The sequence below is a fragment of the Flavobacterium sp. AC105 genome (genome assembly GCF_979258495.1).
Map to the genome: position 1 here is coordinate 1,095,410 of NZ_OZ409860.1, position 16,828 is coordinate 1,112,237.

Consider the following 16,828-nt stretch of genomic DNA (forward strand, 5'->3'; position numbering starts at 1 on the left):
TAAAGATAAGATTTTTTCAGGAGCTAATCCTGCTGTCCACTATATCTTTTGTGGCGAACCCCGCCACAAAAGGATGCCGTTCCCATCAGGGCTAGGGCTTTACGTTAAAAATTAACCTCTCGGGAAACTTTATAACGTGCTTCGTTGCTTTTAGTTCTCAAAATAATTTCACCAAGAAAACCTGCCAAAAATAATTGAGTTCCTAAAATCATGGTTGTTAATGCAATAAAAAACCAGGGATTACTGGTAATCAAGCTATATTTCATTCCGTTATACATATGGTACAATTTTGAAATACCAATATAACCCGCCAATAAAAACCCGATAATAAACATCAAAGAACCCATTGCGCCAAATAAGTGCATAGGTCTTTTTCCGAATCTTGATAAAAACCAAATCGTAATTAAATCCAGGAAACCGTTTATAAAACGCTCCATTCCAAATTTTGTTTCACCATATTTACGCGCCTGGTGAATAACCACTTTTTCTCCAATTTTATTAAAACCGGCATTTTTTGCCAAAACCGGAATATAACGGTGCATTTCGCCCGAAACTTCTATGTTTTTTACAACCGTATTTTTGTATGCTTTTAATCCGCAGTTAAAATCGTTCAATTCAACGCCGGAAGTTTTTCTGGCAGCCCAATTAAATAATTTCGAAGGAAGATTTTTCGCCACAACAGAGTCGTAACGTTTCTTTTTCCAGCCTGAAACCAAATCGAATTTTTCTTTGGTAATCATTTCAAATAATCCTGGAATTTCGTCCGGGCTATCTTGCAGATCAGCATCCATTGTAATGATAACATCACCTTGTGCTTTTGCAAAACCAGCGTGTAAAGCCTGCGATTTTCCGAAATTCTTCATAAAACGAATCCCCTTTACATTTGGGTTTTCATTAGAAAAACTTTCAATAATATTCCAGGAATCATCCGTACTTCCATCATCTACAAAAATGATTTCATAAGAGTAATTGTTAGATTGCATCACTTTAATAATCCATGAATAGAGTTCTTTCAGTGATTCCTCCTCGTTTAGAAGCGGTATAAGTATAGATAAATTCATTTAGTTTTTTATTCTTGTGTAGTTTTGCTTTTAAAAAATGCTGCGAAAATTAATCCAAAAATCGAACTGATTACAATAGCAAAAACAGAACCTTTAAGTAATTCTAATGTAGAATACGGATTTGTTTCTTTCATTTTTGCAATAGTCTCATTAATAACCGAAGCTGGCGATCCAAATTTCTGCATCATTCCTGCAGTATATTTAATGATCAATTCGTTTAAAGTATCTTTTGCAGCCGGATCAATAAAATTGAATAAAATAATATTAAAAAACGTAGAAATCAGGATTCCGGTTACGGCAGCTATAAAATAAGTTGTAAATGCTTCCTTAAATGTAAAGACACCATTTAATTCTTTCTTGGTTTTCGAAAGTAAAATAATACATATAGTAATGTTAACCGCAAGGCTTAATAAGCCAATCCACCATGAAGTGAATAAGTTTAAATCGATTGCATATATAGTAGACGTTACTAGTGCACCTGCAATTCCTATTAATACACCATATGTAATACCGTTCTTTTTTATAACTTCATTAATCATAATTTCTAAGTGTTTTAAAATTAATCCACAAATATAGCAATTCCCAATATAATGGAAGACAAAAAAAGCTTTTTGAATTTAACTAAAAAAAAGTGAGTTAAACATTTGTATATTAAAAAAGAATTGTAAATTTGCAAACTCAAAATAATTAAAAGTTTAAACAAAAAAGAGTATCCTTTGTTTACACCTTTTTCTAACCATGAAAAAGCTTCAAAATAAAAATGCTCTAAACAATAAATAAAAGAAAAGATGAAAAAAGGAATCCACCCAGAAAATTACAGATTAGTTGCATTTAAAGACATGTCAAATGATGACGTTTTTATCACTAAATCTACTGCAGATACAAAAGAAACAATTGAAGTTGACGGAGTTGAGTATCCAGTTGTAAAAATGGAGATTTCCAGAACATCTCACCCTTTTTATACTGGTAAATCTAAACTTATCGATACTGCAGGACGTATTGACAAGTTCAAAACTAAATATGCAAAACACGTTAAAAACTAATAACTGTTTTTATTTATACAAAAGCCTTCCAATTTGGGAGGCTTTTTTTATGCGGTATTTTGTTTGAAGATAGTGTAACCAAGATTTCAGTGTAAATTAAGTTTTGCGCAACTAAGAGTTAACTTATTTCACGCAAAGTCGCGAAGTCGCAAAGTTTTTCTTTTTTAAGCTTTTCTTTGAGACTTCGCGACTTTGCGAGATTAAATAAAATTACTTTGCATTAAAATGATTAATCAGTACAAATTCGTGAATTCGTGGCAAAAAAAACGGATTGGATTCCATATTTTGAGTAAGAATACCTTTAATGAAACCCATAAATATTTGTAACTTTGACCTCGATAACCAAATCAGGATTTTAACAAGTACCAAATTTTTTAATTTATGAATTACATTCTTTTTGACGGTCCCGTCCGGAATGCACTATTGCCATTTACGTTTACAAGACCTGTTGCTGATATATTAATCGGGATAATGACGATTCGCCAAAAATGGGAAGCGCGTTTGGGGTCGACTATAACTACGATTACAGAGGAATATTTGTCAGAGAAATTTCCGATGGTAGAATTAGAAGAAAATGTGATGATTAACGCTGCGTATCTGCCAAATGATACGCTTGCCGAAATGGTTTCTAATTTAACAACAAATCAGGCGATATTTAAAGGAGACGATGTAATTGCTTTTTTTACAAATGAAAATCAGGAAGAAGTTGATTTTGATTCGTACGAAATTATTCAATACAGCGATGATATATTGACAGTTGAACATACCTGGGATATTTTCTCTAAAAATGATGCTGCAATTCGTGAAGACTTTATTTATTTAACCGAAGACAGAAAGTCACAGCCAATTCCGAAAAGTGTAAATGTTATTGCGCCCGAAAATATATTTATTGAAGAAGGGGCAAAATTAGAGTTTGTAACCTTAAATGCTTCAACCGGTCCTATATATATAGGTAAGAATACCGAAATTATGGAAGGAACCGTAATTCGCGGTCCTTTTGCTTTATGCGAAAATGCACAAGTAAAATTAAACGCTAAAGTTTACGGAGCAACTACAGTTGGTCCGGGATCAAGAATAGGAGGAGAGGTTAAAAATTCGGTTCTGTTTGCAAATTCAAATAAAGGGCATGACGGATTTTTAGGTGATTCTGTTCTGGGAGAATGGTGTAATATTGGAGCGGACAGCAACAACTCGAACTTAAAAAATAACTACGAAGAAGTAAAATTATGGAGTTACGAAACAGAAGGTTTTGCTAAAACCGGACTTCAGTTTTGTGGTTTAATGATGGGCGATCATAGTAAATGCGGCATTAATACGATGTTTAATACCGGAACTGTTGTTGGCGTAAGTGCTAATATTTTTGGTAGTGGTTTTCCTCGCAATTTTGTTCCGAGTTTTTCATGGGGAGGCGCAGCAGGTTTTACCACTTATGTAACCAAAAAAGCTTTTGAAACTGCAAAACTAGTAATGGGAAGAAGAAATATAGATTTTGACGAAACAGAATCGGCAATCTTAGAACACATTTTTGAGGAAACTAAAAAATGGAGAAAAGATTAATTCAATTAGATAATTAGTCAATTAGATAATTAGAAAATGTAATAAACAAACCCGATAGATTTTTAATCTGTCGGGTTTGTTGTATATTATTTATTGTCAGACTGAGCGGAGTCGAAATCCCGTTTATTGAATCACTTTGCGAAACTTCGACTTCGCTCAGTCTGACAAAATTGAGTTATAGTAAAAACCCGCCATGTTCATAAAAACGTGACGGGTTTTGTTTTATTTATTTTTCAATTCTGAGAAAATTTCCCTGAAGATCAAAAAATAAATCCCAATCGTTAGAAAGTTCTACTTCAGTATATGTTCTTTCTTTGTCGATTGTATTTATCGATTGAGTTGGATAATTCGCAGTTACATAAGTACGGATCTTCTCTGGAATTAAAGCGGTTGGTATAGCTTGACGATCTCCGTCTATTTCTACCCAGTTTCCGTTAGCATCAAAATCAATTTCGAAACCGTTCGAAAGCGAAACATCATAAACAGTTCCGTTTGCACCTGCATTATTTTGTTTTTCTACTAATCTAATTGTTGCAGTTGGAAAATGCGTACTGATTAAAGTCGCTGCTGCTGTTGGTAATGTAGATGGATTAACTACAACTTCGTTATGATTGTCGCCGTCGTGATCAATTCTGACAAAATCTCCCTGAGTAGTAAAAACTAAATCTAATCCGTTAGAAAGTTCAACGTCATATTTCGTTTTTTCATTTTCTATCTGAACAACAAATAAAGATGGATAGTTCGCTGCAATATATGCGTTAATTTTTTCCGGAATTAATGTTGTTGGAATCGCCTGATTTCCTCCGTCAATTTCAGTCCAGTTTCCGTTAGCATCAAAATCAATTTCGAATCCGTTTGCAAGCGAAATGTCATAAACAGATCCGTTTAAACTTGGCACTTTTAATTTTGTTGTTGATTTATATACTGCATTTGGGAAATAAGTATCTGTAAATGTTTTTGCTGTACTAGGAAGTGTTGTTGGTTCGATGACTGTTTTATCATTATTAATTATATCTTCTGCACTATCGCAAGAAGCTGTAGCAAGTAAAATAGATAAAGCAAGGAAACTTGTTAAGAATGGTTTTTTCATGATTGTCGTATTAAAATTATTATTTTATTTATAGTGCAATATTATAACCTGAATCTGGAAACATTTAGGAATTTTCTTTCTTTTAGGAAATAATTAGAAAATAAAAAAGAAAGCTCCGATATTTTAATATCAGAGCTTTTCAGGTATGGAATTTATAGTTTTAGTAATCGATTCTAAGGAAATTTCCCTGAGTATCAAATATTAATTCTAAGTTGTTCGAAAGTTCAATTTCAACATAAGTTCTTTCGTTATCAATAGAAGTAACCGTTTGATTTGGGTAATTCGCGGCAATATAAGTATTGATTTTCTCCGGAATCAATGCAGCCGGAATTGCCTGATGATTTCCATCAATATCAACCCAGTTTCCGTTTCCATCAAAATCAATTTCAAAACCGTTTGTCAGGTAAACATCATAAATAGAACCATCATTATCAGCTCTGTTTTGTTTTTTTACCGTCAAATAAGTTGCATTTGGAAAATAAGTTGTAACAAATGAATCTGCTGATTTTGGCAAATCACTTGCCGTGATTATAATATCCTTGTCGTCATCGCTATCGCAAGATGTTGTTGTCAATAAAGATAAAGCGATAAAACCAGTTAAGATTATTTTTTTCATGTTTGTAATATTTAATGTTGCTTAATTATCAATTCTTGTAAAAGTGCCTTTAGAATTGAATTCCAATTCTAAACCATTGCTTATATCTACTTCATAACCTTTATAATCTTTGCTGATTTTGGTTACTGTTGTATTGGCAAAATTTGCTTTTACATAAGAAGCAATTGCTTTAGGAACTATCGCGGTAGGAATTGCGGTATGATTTCCATCAACTTCTTCCCAATTTCCTTTTCCGTCAAATTCTACTTCAATATTGTTGTCAAATTGAACTTTATAATCTGTCGAGAAAGTTTCTTTGTCCTTAATAATATAAGATGGTTCTTGTCCTGCAAAATGAGTTTTCAGGAAAGTTTGCGCATTAACGGGCAAAGCCGCTTTTGTTATAGTTGTTTTTTGAGCGTTTGCAGAAAATGTTAATCCCACAAGCAGGCATGTTGCCAGTTTTAATTTCGTTTTCATAATCGTATGTTTTAATTCTGGTACAAGTGTATAACCTGAATTAGGAAACAATTAGGAAAACATAATAAAAAGACTACTTTATTGGAAATTTAATTTTGAAGATATGATTTTCGTCAAATGAATATTCAATAGAAATGGAATAATTAAGAATGATCGATTTTACGATAGATAAACCCAATCCTGTAGATTCGTTTGTTGTTGTATGGCGGTAAAACCTATTGAAAATAGCATCTGAATTTAATGGAGAATTATTTCCGCTGTTTGAAATTATAATATCGTTTTTATCAATTATAAAATTTACAAATCCTTTCTGATGATTATGAATCAAGGCATTTTTCAATAAATTACTAATTAATGTAATTGCCAAACCTTTATTCATTTTAAAATGTAAAGCATCATTTTCGGTTACAGATATTTTTACCTTTTTAAAATCAGCTAAATCCGAATAATCTTCCGTTAACAATAAAATAAGTTTATTAAAATCAACATTTTCTTCCTCAGAATATTGTTGGTTTTCAATTTTTGATAACATCAATAACGATTTATTCAATCTTGTTAATCGGTTCAAAGTATCTGTAATTTTTCCAATTTCCATCATTTGTTCTTCTGATAGTGCGCTGTTTTCAGTAAATAATTCGAGTTTATTAATACTTATTGCTAATGGAGTTTGTAATTCATGAGCCGCATTTTCGATAAATTGTTTCTGACTCGAATAAATTGATTCGTTCCTGTTTAGCATTATTTCGACTTCTTTTCCTAAAATATTAAATTCGTCAATAGGAGAATTTATTGGTTTTAGTTTGCTTCCGGTTCCGAGTTTTATTTCTTTAAGATTATCTAAAATAGTATGAAATGATTTCCATATTTTTTTTAGAAGCAAATGATTTACCACCAAAATACTAATTACCAACATAACATATAAACCAATTAAGGAAAGAAATAAATCTTCTAATAATTCATCTTCCTCAACAATTGAAGCTTTTATAATGAGTTCATAAGAGTTTTGTTTATCATCATCAAAAATAGTTTTTAATATTCTTATAGGTTCATCTTCATTGTCATATTCCATGAATTCAGACGAAGTATAAAGTTCGTCTTTATGCGAATAATTGCCTTTTGGAAGTGGCTTTATCGTAAATTTATTGATTCCGAATTCAGGAGAATTCAATATTGTTTTATCCGAAAAAACATGTCGGATTATCATCATTTTTGAATTCTTTAAATCATCATCAATATTATCATGCACTTCATCTAAAATATGGATATAAAAAATCCCCGCCCAAATTGGGATAACAATAAGCAAGGTAATTGCCAGATAGCGAAGTGTGTAATTTTGTAATTTCATTAACTCATTTTATATCCAATACCGTAAACTGCCTGAATATCAATTTCGGCATCACTGTCTTTTAGTTTTTTTCGTAAATTTTTAATCTGCGAATACACAAAATCCAAATTGTCAGCCTGATCCGTATGATCGCCCCAGACATATTCGGCAATAGCCGTTTTGTTAATTAATCGGTTTGGATTAATGATAAAATAATAAAGCAAATCAAATTCCTTTCTGTTTAAAGTCAATTCTTTTTCATCAATCAAAACCGTTCGTTGTTCCGGCGAAAGCGTAATATTTTTCCAAACAATAAAATTATCTCCATTATGATTGTTTCTTCTAATTGCTGATTTAATTCGGGCGTGTAATTCCGATAAATGAAAAGGTTTACTCAAATAATCATCAGCGCCTAAATCCAGGCCTTTAACTTTATCATCAACAGCATCTTTTGCCGAAATAATAATCACGGCACTTTGTTTTTTTTGTCTTTTTATTTCCTTTAGTAAATCCAGTCCATTTCCGTTTGGAAGCATAATATCGATTAAAATGCAATCATAATCATAAGCGCCTAATTTGTCTAATCCTGAAATAAAATCGTGGGCAGTTTCTACAATATATTTTTCTTTTTCAAGCGATTGCTGCACCACTTCACGCAAACCAGCTTCATCTTCTATTATTAAAATTTTCATTTTTGCTTGTTTTATGATACTCAAATGTAAGAATATGATTTCAAAATAAACCCGGATTTCTGGAAACATTTAGGAATTTCTCTAATTATGAAATGTGCCAATTAGAAAATGAAATGCTGCTGTTTTAAAAGGAATTATATAATTTTCTAGTAACCATCGTTTTACATTATCTCATTTTCTAATTGGCACATTATCTAATTCTGAAATTATCTAATTAAACAAATTGGCACATTATCTAATTAAATCTATCTTTGCGCTTTCAAAAAAATACTTGTTTAGGGATTAAAAATCTAAACAGTCTAAAAACCTAAAAAATCTAAATGATTACAGTTAACGATATTTCGGTTCAGTTTGGTGGAACTACATTATTTAGCGATGTTTCTTTTGCTATCAATGAAAATGATAAAATTGCCCTTATGGGTAAAAATGGTGCGGGAAAATCGACACTTTTAAAAATAATTGCAGGTCAAAGTAAACCTTCTACCGGAAGTATTTCGGCTCCAAAAGAAGCAGTTATTGCTTATTTGCCTCAGCATTTATTGACAAAAGATGGTTCGACTGTAATGGAAGAAGCTTCAAAAGCTTTTGGTGAAATTTTTCAGATGAAAGCCGAAATTGATGAAATCAACGAACAATTAACCGTTCGTACTGATTATGAAAGTGATGAATACATGAAATTGATCGAAAGAGTTTCTGACTTAAGCGAGAAATTTTATGCAATTGAAGAAGTAAATTACGAAGCAGAAGTTGAGAAAATTTTAGTTGGTTTAGGTTTTGAACGCGAAGATTTTACACGTCAGACTTCTGAATTTTCCGGAGGATGGAGAATGCGTATCGAACTGGCAAAAATCCTTTTAAGAAAACCGGATTTAATTTTATTAGATGAGCCAACCAACCACATGGATATCGAAAGTATTCAATGGTTAGAAGAGTTTTTGATCAATTCGGCGAAAGCAGTTGTAGTAATTTCGCACGATAGAGCGTTTGTAGATAATATTACAAACCGTACTATTGAAGTTACAATGGGAAGAATTTACGATTATAAAGCAAAGTATTCTCATTATTTAGAATTAAGAAAAGATCGTCGTGTACACCAGCAAAAAGCATACGACGAACAGCAAAAAATGATTGCTGATAACAGAGCTTTTATCGATCGTTTTAAAGGAACATTCTCTAAAACAGATGCCGTTCAGTCTCGTGTTAAAATGCTTGAAAAACTGGTTATTGTACAAGTTGACGAAGTAGATAATTCTGCATTAAAATTAAAATTCCCGCCCGCAGCACGTTCAGGACAATATCCGGTTGTGGTAAAAGAGCTTTCTAAATCATACGGAGATCATGTGGTTTTTAAAGATGCTAATATTGTAATTGAAAGAGGTCAGAAAGTAGCTTTTGTGGGTAAAAATGGTGAAGGAAAATCGACTATGATCAAAGCCATTATGAAAGAAATTGGTATTGATGAAGGAAGTGTAGAAATTGGACACAATTCTCAAATTGGATATTTTGCTCAAAACCAGGCTTCTTTATTAGATGAAAATGCTACCATTTTTGAAACTATTGATAATATTGCTGTTGGAGATGTTCGTACGCAAATAAAAAATATTCTAGGCGCTTTTATGTTTCAGGGAGACGATATTACCAAGAAAGTAAAAGTGCTTTCAGGAGGAGAAAAGACACGTTTGGCAATGATTAAATTATTGTTGGAACCTGTTAACTTATTAATTCTGGATGAGCCTTCGAATCACTTAGATATGAAAACCAAAGACATTATCAAGGATGCATTACGTGATTTTGACGGAACTTTAATCCTGGTTTCTCACGATCGTGATTTCCTTGACGGATTAGCAACAAAAGTTTTTGAGTTTGGAAACAAACGCGTTAAGGAACATTTTGAAGATGTCGCTGGTTTCTTAGCACATAAAAAAATGGATTCTATGAGAGAGATTGAAAAGTAATTCGCTAAAATACTTACAGTATATGAAAAGCACAAGTTAATTCTTGTGCTTTTTTATTGCGCTATATTTAAATAACTATAAGATTTATAAAAGTTTAAAGTATGATTTAAATCAGGTTTCTGTACGATTTATCAAATTAAATTTATTGTAAGAATTAATTTATAAAATTAATCCTCAATAGCAACAAGATTTAATTTATAGTTATGAAGCGAGCATATGATTTTTTGAGCTTAAAGTTCTTTTTTATTTTTTTAATAGTTCCTTTTTTCTCGAACGGACAAACTTCGGCATATAATATTCAAAGTGAAATAAAATATCCGCAATTTAAATTTCAGGGACTTTTTCAAGGACGTTATTTAATGAGTTCTGACGGAATCGATGCGACAACCGGACTTCATCACACAGATGATAAAGCGGTCGAAAATACATTTGATGTTAAAAGAATGCGCTTGGGTGTTACCGCCAAATTAAGTGATGGCTTTGATATTGTAGTTCTTGCGAATTTGGCTGATTTTAAATCAGATCCGAAAAACAAAGTCTTAGAAAATGCTTTTGCACGATATATTTTCAATAAAAATATTGGTATTATGGCCGGTCAGTTTAGGCCCTCTTTTGGAATCGAAGAACTCAATCCTGCTGATATTCTCAGATCATTTGACTATTCTAATCAATACACGGAATTTGGCAATAATGGCTGGGCAAGTTTTCAAACCGGAGCTTCTGTATCTGGCATTTTTACTTTGGGGAAACTTCCGGTTAGCTACGCAATTTCTGCCATAAATGGAAATGGCAAAAATCAGGTTTCCGATAAAGACAATGGCAAACAATATTCTTCGCGTCTTGCTTTTGAATTAAGCAAAAAATACAATATTAATTTTGGTTTGAATGGCGGAATTGGGGAAGTTTTTAACAGCAAAGTTTTTGCAGTTGCTTTAGATTTTACAGCAGATTTTAAATTAGCAGACAAATTAATATTGCAAACGCAGCTCGAAGGAAAACAAGGAACCAATCATTATTTATATTATTCTTTAGATACAGATTCCCGAACCACAAATATTAATGATTATGAAATGCGCGGCGCTTATTTTCTGCCTAATCTGAGATATGAAATTAAATATCAAAAACTAACGGCGATAGAATTTTCGTGCCGCTATGAATATTTTGACAGGAATTTTAAAATCAATTCAAACGCAAGGCAAACGTATACGCCAATGTTTGGTTTAGAATTTGGAAAAGGATACACCGGACGTATCGAAATGGGAATGCAGTTTGATGACTATAAAATTAATGTGCCCAAAACAATTATTTATGATAATAATTTATTTATCATACAATTTCAAGGCAGGTTTTTCTGATTCAATTATTAGAAAATTATTCTCTGTTTTTTATTAATTTAGACAGAGAATGCAATACAACGAGCTCATCCTGCAGCAATACGGCGTAGGAATTTCTCTCGGGATTCCGGGCTTACTGTTGGCTTTTATGCTTGGTTTTATAGGTTCTCTTTGCGGAACTTTAACGCATACGAACCACGGACCTGCACCAGTTTTTTTGGAAGTGGGTATGTCGACCTAAAAATTGGTGGGTCAAAGGACTCATAACCGGATTGGTTATGCTCTTTTATGTGGCAATTGCGGATTATAGCTCCGAATCTTCGGTTATTTTTAAGATTAAATCCTGATTCCGGGTGGAAGTAATTCTTTGTATTCAGGATTTTTTTTGATAAATAATACAATTCTAGGATGAATAGGCATTAATTTAAATTTCTTTTCAATGACAATTTCCATGATATTTTTTAGTAAAGCATCAATTATAATTTGATTGTCAAAACCTTCCGGCGTGTTGATTTTTGTTAAGAAAATTTTCTTTTCCTGAAAAGAATACTCAACAGAAAGTAATCCTTCAGGGACCATGGTTTCAAATTGTCTTGCAAAAGTATTGTCTTTGATTTCCATAGTTTCAATAGGTTCCATATTTGTCATGTTTTGGGGTGGATTAAAAAATAATAGAAAAAGAACATGAAATAACAATGCACAAAAAGTCTTTTAAAATAAGATTCGCATAGATTATTCCGACTACAAAGATAATCATTTGATTATCAATATTAAGTTAATTTTTTACTGACATACCTATTATGTAGTTTCCTGCCTTTTTCAATTTTGCTTGTTTTGGTCAATAATAATGGTGTAAGATTTGCTGTGCATATCACTAAAAAAAGTAATTTTAGCTTGAAATTAAAAACCGTAATTATAATTCCTTGTCCATCAAATGAGTAAAATTCCTGTTTATTTTATGCCTGGTCTGGCTGCGAGTTCAACTATTTTTGAAAGAATCAAATTAGATGAATCTGTTTTTGAAATGTGTTTGCTGGAATGGGAAATTCCGGAACCAAAAGAATCTTTATCTGATTATGCACTTCGCATTACTAAAAATATCAAACATCAAAACCCGGTTTTAATTGGAGTTTCCTTTGGAGGAATTCTGGTTCAGGAAATGGCGAAACATATCGAAACCCAAAAAGTAATTATTATTTCGAGTGTACGAAGCAATGCTGAATTTCCAAGAAGAATGAAAATCGGAAAAACAACAAGAGCTTATAAACTGATTCCGATGAAGCTAATTTTGAATATTGAGAATTTAGCAAAATATTCGTTTGGAGAAAAAATCAATAAGCGTATAAAGTTATATGAAAAATTCCTGGCAATGCGCGATATTCGATATTTGCAATGGGCAGTTGAGAATGTAATTTTATGGGACAGAAATCAAACCGATGAAAATGTAATTCATATTCATGGCGATCAGGATGAAGTATTTCCTATTAAATATATCAAAAGCTGCATTGTCGTAAAAGGAGGAACTCATATCATGATTATCAATAAATATAAATGGCTGAATGAGAATTTGCCTTCGATTATATTGGAAGATTAAAGGTAGGTGTGTATATAGTAACTCCGCGCAATCTTGTCATCCTGACGGAGGAAGGATCTTAGCAAGAAACTAACGCAAAGTGTTTTCTGTATTGTCGAGCTACTAATAGAGATCCTTCCTTCGTCAGGATGACAATTATTGTGGTTACCTCATGAGATTGCTTCGTTCCTCGCAAAAACTAATAAAAAAATCCCAAACACCATTAATTTGGAATTTGGGATTTTAAAATATTTGGAATTTAAAGTAAATCTAGATTTTCTTCATTTGATCTTTCATCATGGTGATTTGCTCTTTCAGCATTCCTTGTTTGTCTAATTTCTTAGCTTCGTTCAATAAATTAGTCGCTTCAAGTTTTCTGCGGCGTGACATGGCAACTCCGGCAAGGTTTAATTTTGCTACGGCTAAATCCATATCCATTGATAGTCCAAGTTCGATCGCTTTTTTGAAATGTTTCTCGGCCTGGTTAATATTGGTTTGAGATAACATGATTCCGTGAAGGTAATTAAAGTATCCTTGTTGTTTTCTTACCAATGCAGCTTCTGGATTTTTGATGTATGCCAGCCATTTTTTAGCGCCTTCAAAGTCTTGTTTTCTTAATTTAAGGAAAGCTAAAAGGATGAATTCATTTTTAAAGTAAAGAAATATTGGAATTGCAGTTAATAAAATAAGGAAGATTCCGTTCCCGATATTACTTTCGGTAAATTGCCAAATGCCAGCAACTACAAGAAGTCCGGCTAAAATAAGTTTAATATTTTTGTGAAACATAATAGATGTATATTTGTGATTGCAAATATAGTAAAATGAATTAAAAATATTTTTATTAAAGTACTTGCCAGAAAAAAAAGTCTTTGTATATTTGCACTCGGTTTTCGAATAACGATATTCAAAAACAGAAAAGAGATATTAGACACCATTTTAAAGATACAAAGCAATGAGCAAAAGAACATTTCAACCATCGAAAAGAAAAAGAAGAAATAAGCACGGATTTATGGACAGAATGGCTTCTGCGAATGGAAGAAAAGTTCTAGCGCGTAGAAGAGCAAAAGGAAGACATAAATTAACTGTTTCTAGCGAGCCTAGACACAAAAAATAATGTTTGTATAAACATAAATAAGGCGTTACTTTTTTTAGTATCGCCTTTTTTTATACCTTGTCGGTAAAAAAATCTCAACATTCTAGTTTAGAATACACTACGAATGTTTTTTAAAGTACTTTATAACTACACAATACAAATAAAATGCCTAAAGACACATCAATAAAATCCGTTTTAATAATAGGTTCAGGACCTATTGTTATTGGTCAAGCTTGCGAATTTGATTATGCAGGTTCTCAATCTGCACGTTCTATTCGTGAAGAAGGAATTGAAGTTATCTTGATAAACTCAAATCCAGCGACAATTATGACCGACCCTACAATGGCCGATCATGTATATTTGAAACCATTAACTACAAAATCGATTATTGAAATTCTAAAGGAACATCCACAAATTGATGCTGTTTTGCCTACAATGGGAGGTCAAACGGCTTTAAATTTATGTTTGGAAGCTGAAGAAAAAGGAATCTGGCAGGATTTTGGAGTAAGATTAATTGGAGTTGACGTAAACGCAATCAATATTACAGAAGACAGAGAGCAGTTTAAACAGCTTTTAGAAAGAATCAATGTACCAACTGCACCTGCAAAAACGGCTACTTCCTATTTAGAAGGAAAAGAAATTGCTCAGGAATTTGGTTTCCCGCTTGTAATTCGTCCTTCGTTTACACTTGGAGGAACAGGAGCTGCAATTGTTTATAAAAAAGAAGACTTTGATGAGCTTTTAACTCGCGGACTTGAAGCTTCGCCAATTCATGAGGTTTTGATTGACAAAGCTTTAATGGGCTGGAAAGAATATGAGTTAGAACTTTTAAGAGATAAAAATGATAATGTTGTCATCATTTGTTCGATCGAAAATATGGACCCAATGGGAATTCATACCGGAGATTCGATTACAGTTGCGCCAGCGATGACATTATCTGATACAACTTTCCAAAAGTTACGTGACTATGCCATCTTAATGATGCGTAGTATCGGGAATTTTGCAGGAGGCTGTAACGTACAATTTGCAGTTTCACCAGACGAAAAAGAAGATATTGTAGCAATCGAGATTAATCCTCGTGTGTCTCGTTCTTCTGCATTAGCATCAAAAGCAACAGGTTATCCAATTGCGAAAATTGCTTCTAAACTGGCTTTAGGATACAACTTAGATGAATTGCAAAACCAGATTACAAAATCGACTTCGGCTCTTTTTGAACCAACTTTGGATTATGTAATCGTGAAAATACCACGTTGGAACTTCGATAAATTTGAAGGTGCCGACAGAACTTTAGGACTTCAGATGAAATCTGTTGGTGAGGTAATGGGAATTGGACGTTCGTTTCAGGAAGCATTACACAAAGCCACTCAATCTCTTGAAATTAAAAGAAATGGGTTAGGTGCTGACGGAAAAGGATATAAAAATTACGAACAAATTATCGAGAAACTAACTTTTGCAAGTTGGGATCGTGTTTTTGTAATTTATGATGCAATCGCAATGGGAATTCCGTTGAGCCGTATTCATGAAATCACAAAAATCGATATGTGGTTCTTAAAACAATACGAAGAGCTTTATACTTTAGAGAAAGAAATTTCGAACTATAAAATCGATAATCTTCCTAAAGAATTGCTGCTTGAAGCGAAACAAAAAGGTTTTGCCGACAGACAAATCGCGCACATGATGAATTGTCTGGAAAGTGAAGTGCATACTTTGCGTATGGATCAAAACATTAACCGTGTATTTAAACTGGTTGATACTTGTGCTGCTGAGTTTAAAGCGCAGACACCTTATTACTATTCAACTTTTGAAGCTGAAATTGAAAAAGCAAACGGCGAGCGTTATGTAGATAACGAAAGTATTGTTACTGATAAAAAGAAAATCATTGTTCTTGGTTCCGGACCAAACAGAATTGGACAAGGAATTGAGTTTGATTATTCTTGTGTACACGGAGTTTTGGCTGCAAAAGAATGTGGTTACGAAACGATCATGATTAACTGTAATCCTGAAACAGTTTCGACTGATTTTGATACGGCTGATAAATTATACTTCGAACCGGTTTTCTGGGAACATATTTACGATATTATTCAGCATGAAAAACCAGAAGGTGTTATTGTTCAGTTAGGTGGACAAACAGCTTTGAAACTGGCTGAAAAATTATCTAAATATGGCGTAAAAATCATCGGAACTAGTTTTGATGCACTAGATTTAGCAGAAGACAGAGGACGTTTCTCAGACTTGTTGAGAGAATTGGATATCCCTTTTCCACAATTCGGGATTGCTGAAACTGCTGATGAAGCTTCTGCGCTTGCAGATACTTTAGACTTCCCGTTATTGATTCGTCCTTCTTATGTATTAGGAGGTCAGGGAATGAAAATTGTAATCAACAAAAAAGAACTTGAAGAGCACGTTATCAATTTATTAAAAACGATTCCAGGAAATAAATTACTTCTTGATCACTATTTAGCCGGAGCAATCGAAGCGGAAGCGGATGCAATTTGTGATGCTGATGGAAATGTTTACATCATCGGAATCATGGAGCATATCGAACCTTGCGGAGTTCACTCTGGAGATAGTAATGCTACATTGCCTCCTTTTAACTTAGGAGAATTTGTAATGCAGCAAATAAAAGATCATACTCATAAAATTGCGAGAGCGCTGAAAACAGTAGGTTTAATCAATATTCAGTTTGCGATAAAAGATGATACGGTTTACATTATTGAGGCAAATCCAAGAGCTTCGAGAACAGTACCATTTATTGCAAAAGCATACGGAGAACCTTATGTAAACTATGCTACAAAAGTAATGTTAGGACACAATAAAGTAACAGATTTCAACTTTAATCCGCAATTGAAAGGTTATGCGATTAAACAACCAGTTTTCTCTTTCAGTAAATTCCACAATGTAAATAAAGCATTAGGACCAGAAATGAAATCAACTGGAGAAAGCATCTTGTTTATTGATGACTTAAAAGACGATCAATTCTACGAATTATATTCCAGAAGAAAAATGTATTTGAGTAAATAATAACTCAGAT

Annotated in this window: 16 protein-coding genes and 1 pseudogene; 8 read left to right on the plus strand and 9 right to left on the minus strand. The window is 32.8% G+C overall.

Going from position 1 to position 16,828, the window contains the following annotated elements:
- Nucleotides 1-104: 104 nt before the first annotated feature.
- Together ACZ0AH_RS04880 and ACZ0AH_RS04885 are read right to left on the minus strand one after the other, a co-directional pair.
- Nucleotides 105-1,061, minus strand: a complete 957-nt coding sequence (locus ACZ0AH_RS04880) for a glycosyltransferase family 2 protein (RefSeq protein WP_463474724.1) — start codon at nt 1,059-1,061, stop codon at nt 105-107.
- A gap of 8 nt (nt 1,062-1,069) precedes the next feature.
- Nucleotides 1,070-1,600, minus strand: a complete 531-nt coding sequence (locus tag ACZ0AH_RS04885; RefSeq protein ID WP_463474725.1) for a DUF4199 domain-containing protein — start codon at nt 1,598-1,600, stop codon at nt 1,070-1,072.
- Nucleotides 1,601-1,849: 249 nt separating this feature from the next.
- Between ACZ0AH_RS04885 and ACZ0AH_RS04890 the strand changes: the two genes are divergently transcribed.
- Nucleotides 1,850-2,104 (plus strand): type B 50S ribosomal protein L31, encoded by a 255-nt coding sequence (locus ACZ0AH_RS04890; protein ID WP_041516871.1) that lies wholly within the window; start codon nt 1,850-1,852, stop codon nt 2,102-2,104.
- A 381-nt stretch (nt 2,105-2,485) separates the two neighbouring features.
- On the plus strand, nt 2,486-3,661 hold the full coding sequence (locus ACZ0AH_RS04895) for a GlmU family protein (protein WP_463474726.1): 1,176 nt from the start codon (nt 2,486-2,488) through the stop codon (nt 3,659-3,661).
- Nucleotides 3,662-3,887: 226 nt separating this feature from the next.
- Here ACZ0AH_RS04895 and ACZ0AH_RS04900 read toward each other — a convergent pair whose 3' ends face one another.
- The 5 genes from ACZ0AH_RS04900 to ACZ0AH_RS04920 all read right to left on the minus strand — a co-directional run bounded on the left by ACZ0AH_RS04900 (nt 3,888) and on the right by ACZ0AH_RS04920 (nt 7,842).
- Entirely contained in the window at nt 3,888-4,751 is an 864-nt protein-coding gene (locus tag ACZ0AH_RS04900; RefSeq protein WP_463474727.1) for a PepSY-like domain-containing protein, read from the minus strand.
- Nucleotides 4,752-4,911: 160 nt separating this feature from the next.
- The gene (locus ACZ0AH_RS04905) at nt 4,912-5,367 is read right to left on the minus strand and encodes a PepSY-like domain-containing protein (RefSeq protein ID WP_463474728.1); all 456 of its coding nucleotides are present in this window, start codon (nt 5,365-5,367) and stop codon (nt 4,912-4,914) included.
- A 21-nt stretch (nt 5,368-5,388) separates the two neighbouring features.
- On the minus strand, nt 5,389-5,826 hold the full coding sequence (locus ACZ0AH_RS04910; protein WP_463474729.1) for a PepSY-like domain-containing protein: 438 nt from the start codon (nt 5,824-5,826) through the stop codon (nt 5,389-5,391).
- Nucleotides 5,827-5,899: 73 nt separating this feature from the next.
- Nucleotides 5,900-7,171 carry a sensor histidine kinase gene (locus ACZ0AH_RS04915; protein ID WP_463474730.1) on the minus strand — a complete coding sequence of 424 codons (1,272 nt, stop codon included), beginning with the start codon at nt 7,169-7,171 and terminating at the stop codon, nt 5,900-5,902.
- The gene (locus ACZ0AH_RS04920; RefSeq protein ID WP_463474731.1) at nt 7,171-7,842 is read right to left on the minus strand and encodes a response regulator transcription factor; all 672 of its coding nucleotides are present in this window, start codon (nt 7,840-7,842) and stop codon (nt 7,171-7,173) included. Before ACZ0AH_RS04920 ends, ACZ0AH_RS04915 begins: the two co-directional genes overlap by 1 nt.
- A 320-nt stretch (nt 7,843-8,162) precedes the next feature.
- Between ACZ0AH_RS04920 and ACZ0AH_RS04925 the strand changes: the two genes are divergently transcribed.
- The 3 genes and pseudogenes from ACZ0AH_RS04925 to ACZ0AH_RS04935 all read left to right on the plus strand — a co-directional run.
- Entirely contained in the window at nt 8,163-9,797 is a 1,635-nt protein-coding gene (locus ACZ0AH_RS04925; protein ID WP_463474732.1) for an ABC-F family ATP-binding cassette domain-containing protein, read from the plus strand.
- A 203-nt stretch (nt 9,798-10,000) separates the two neighbouring features.
- Nucleotides 10,001-11,152 (plus strand): porin, encoded by a 1,152-nt coding sequence (locus tag ACZ0AH_RS04930; protein WP_463474733.1) that lies wholly within the window; start codon nt 10,001-10,003, stop codon nt 11,150-11,152.
- 82 nt (nt 11,153-11,234) lie between these two features.
- Nucleotides 11,235-11,478 (plus strand): annotated as a pseudogene (locus ACZ0AH_RS04935) (anion permease); the annotation flags it as partial.
- Here the strand turns inward: ACZ0AH_RS04935 and ACZ0AH_RS04940 are convergent.
- Nucleotides 11,468-11,779, minus strand: coding sequence for a GNAT family N-acetyltransferase (locus ACZ0AH_RS04940; RefSeq protein WP_463474734.1), 312 nt, complete (start codon nt 11,777-11,779; stop codon nt 11,468-11,470). The pseudogene ACZ0AH_RS04935 and the gene ACZ0AH_RS04940 sit on opposite strands and share 11 nt — an antisense overlap.
- Before the next feature lie 286 nt (nt 11,780-12,065).
- On the opposite strand from ACZ0AH_RS04940, the gene ACZ0AH_RS04945 reads away from it, so the two are divergent.
- Nucleotides 12,066-12,725, plus strand: coding sequence for an alpha/beta hydrolase family protein (locus tag ACZ0AH_RS04945; protein WP_463474735.1), 660 nt, complete (start codon nt 12,066-12,068; stop codon nt 12,723-12,725).
- Nucleotides 12,726-12,974: 249 nt separating this feature from the next.
- Here ACZ0AH_RS04945 and ACZ0AH_RS04950 read toward each other — a convergent pair whose 3' ends face one another.
- Complete coding sequence (locus ACZ0AH_RS04950) at nt 12,975-13,490, minus strand: hypothetical protein (protein ID WP_035682014.1); 516 nt, start codon at nt 13,488-13,490, stop codon at nt 12,975-12,977.
- A 166-nt stretch (nt 13,491-13,656) separates the two neighbouring features.
- On the opposite strand from ACZ0AH_RS04950, the gene rpmH reads away from it, so the two are divergent.
- A complete protein-coding gene (rpmH, locus tag ACZ0AH_RS04955) occupies nt 13,657-13,818 on the plus strand; it encodes a 50S ribosomal protein L34 (protein ID WP_008464848.1) in 162 nt (53 codons plus the stop codon).
- Nucleotides 13,819-13,962: 144 nt separating this feature from the next.
- Nucleotides 13,963-16,818: a carbamoyl-phosphate synthase large subunit gene (gene carB / locus ACZ0AH_RS04960; RefSeq protein WP_463474736.1), complete on the plus strand. Its 2,856-nt coding sequence runs from the start codon at nt 13,963-13,965 to the stop codon at nt 16,816-16,818.
- The last annotated feature ends 10 nt before the right edge of the window (nt 16,819-16,828 follow it).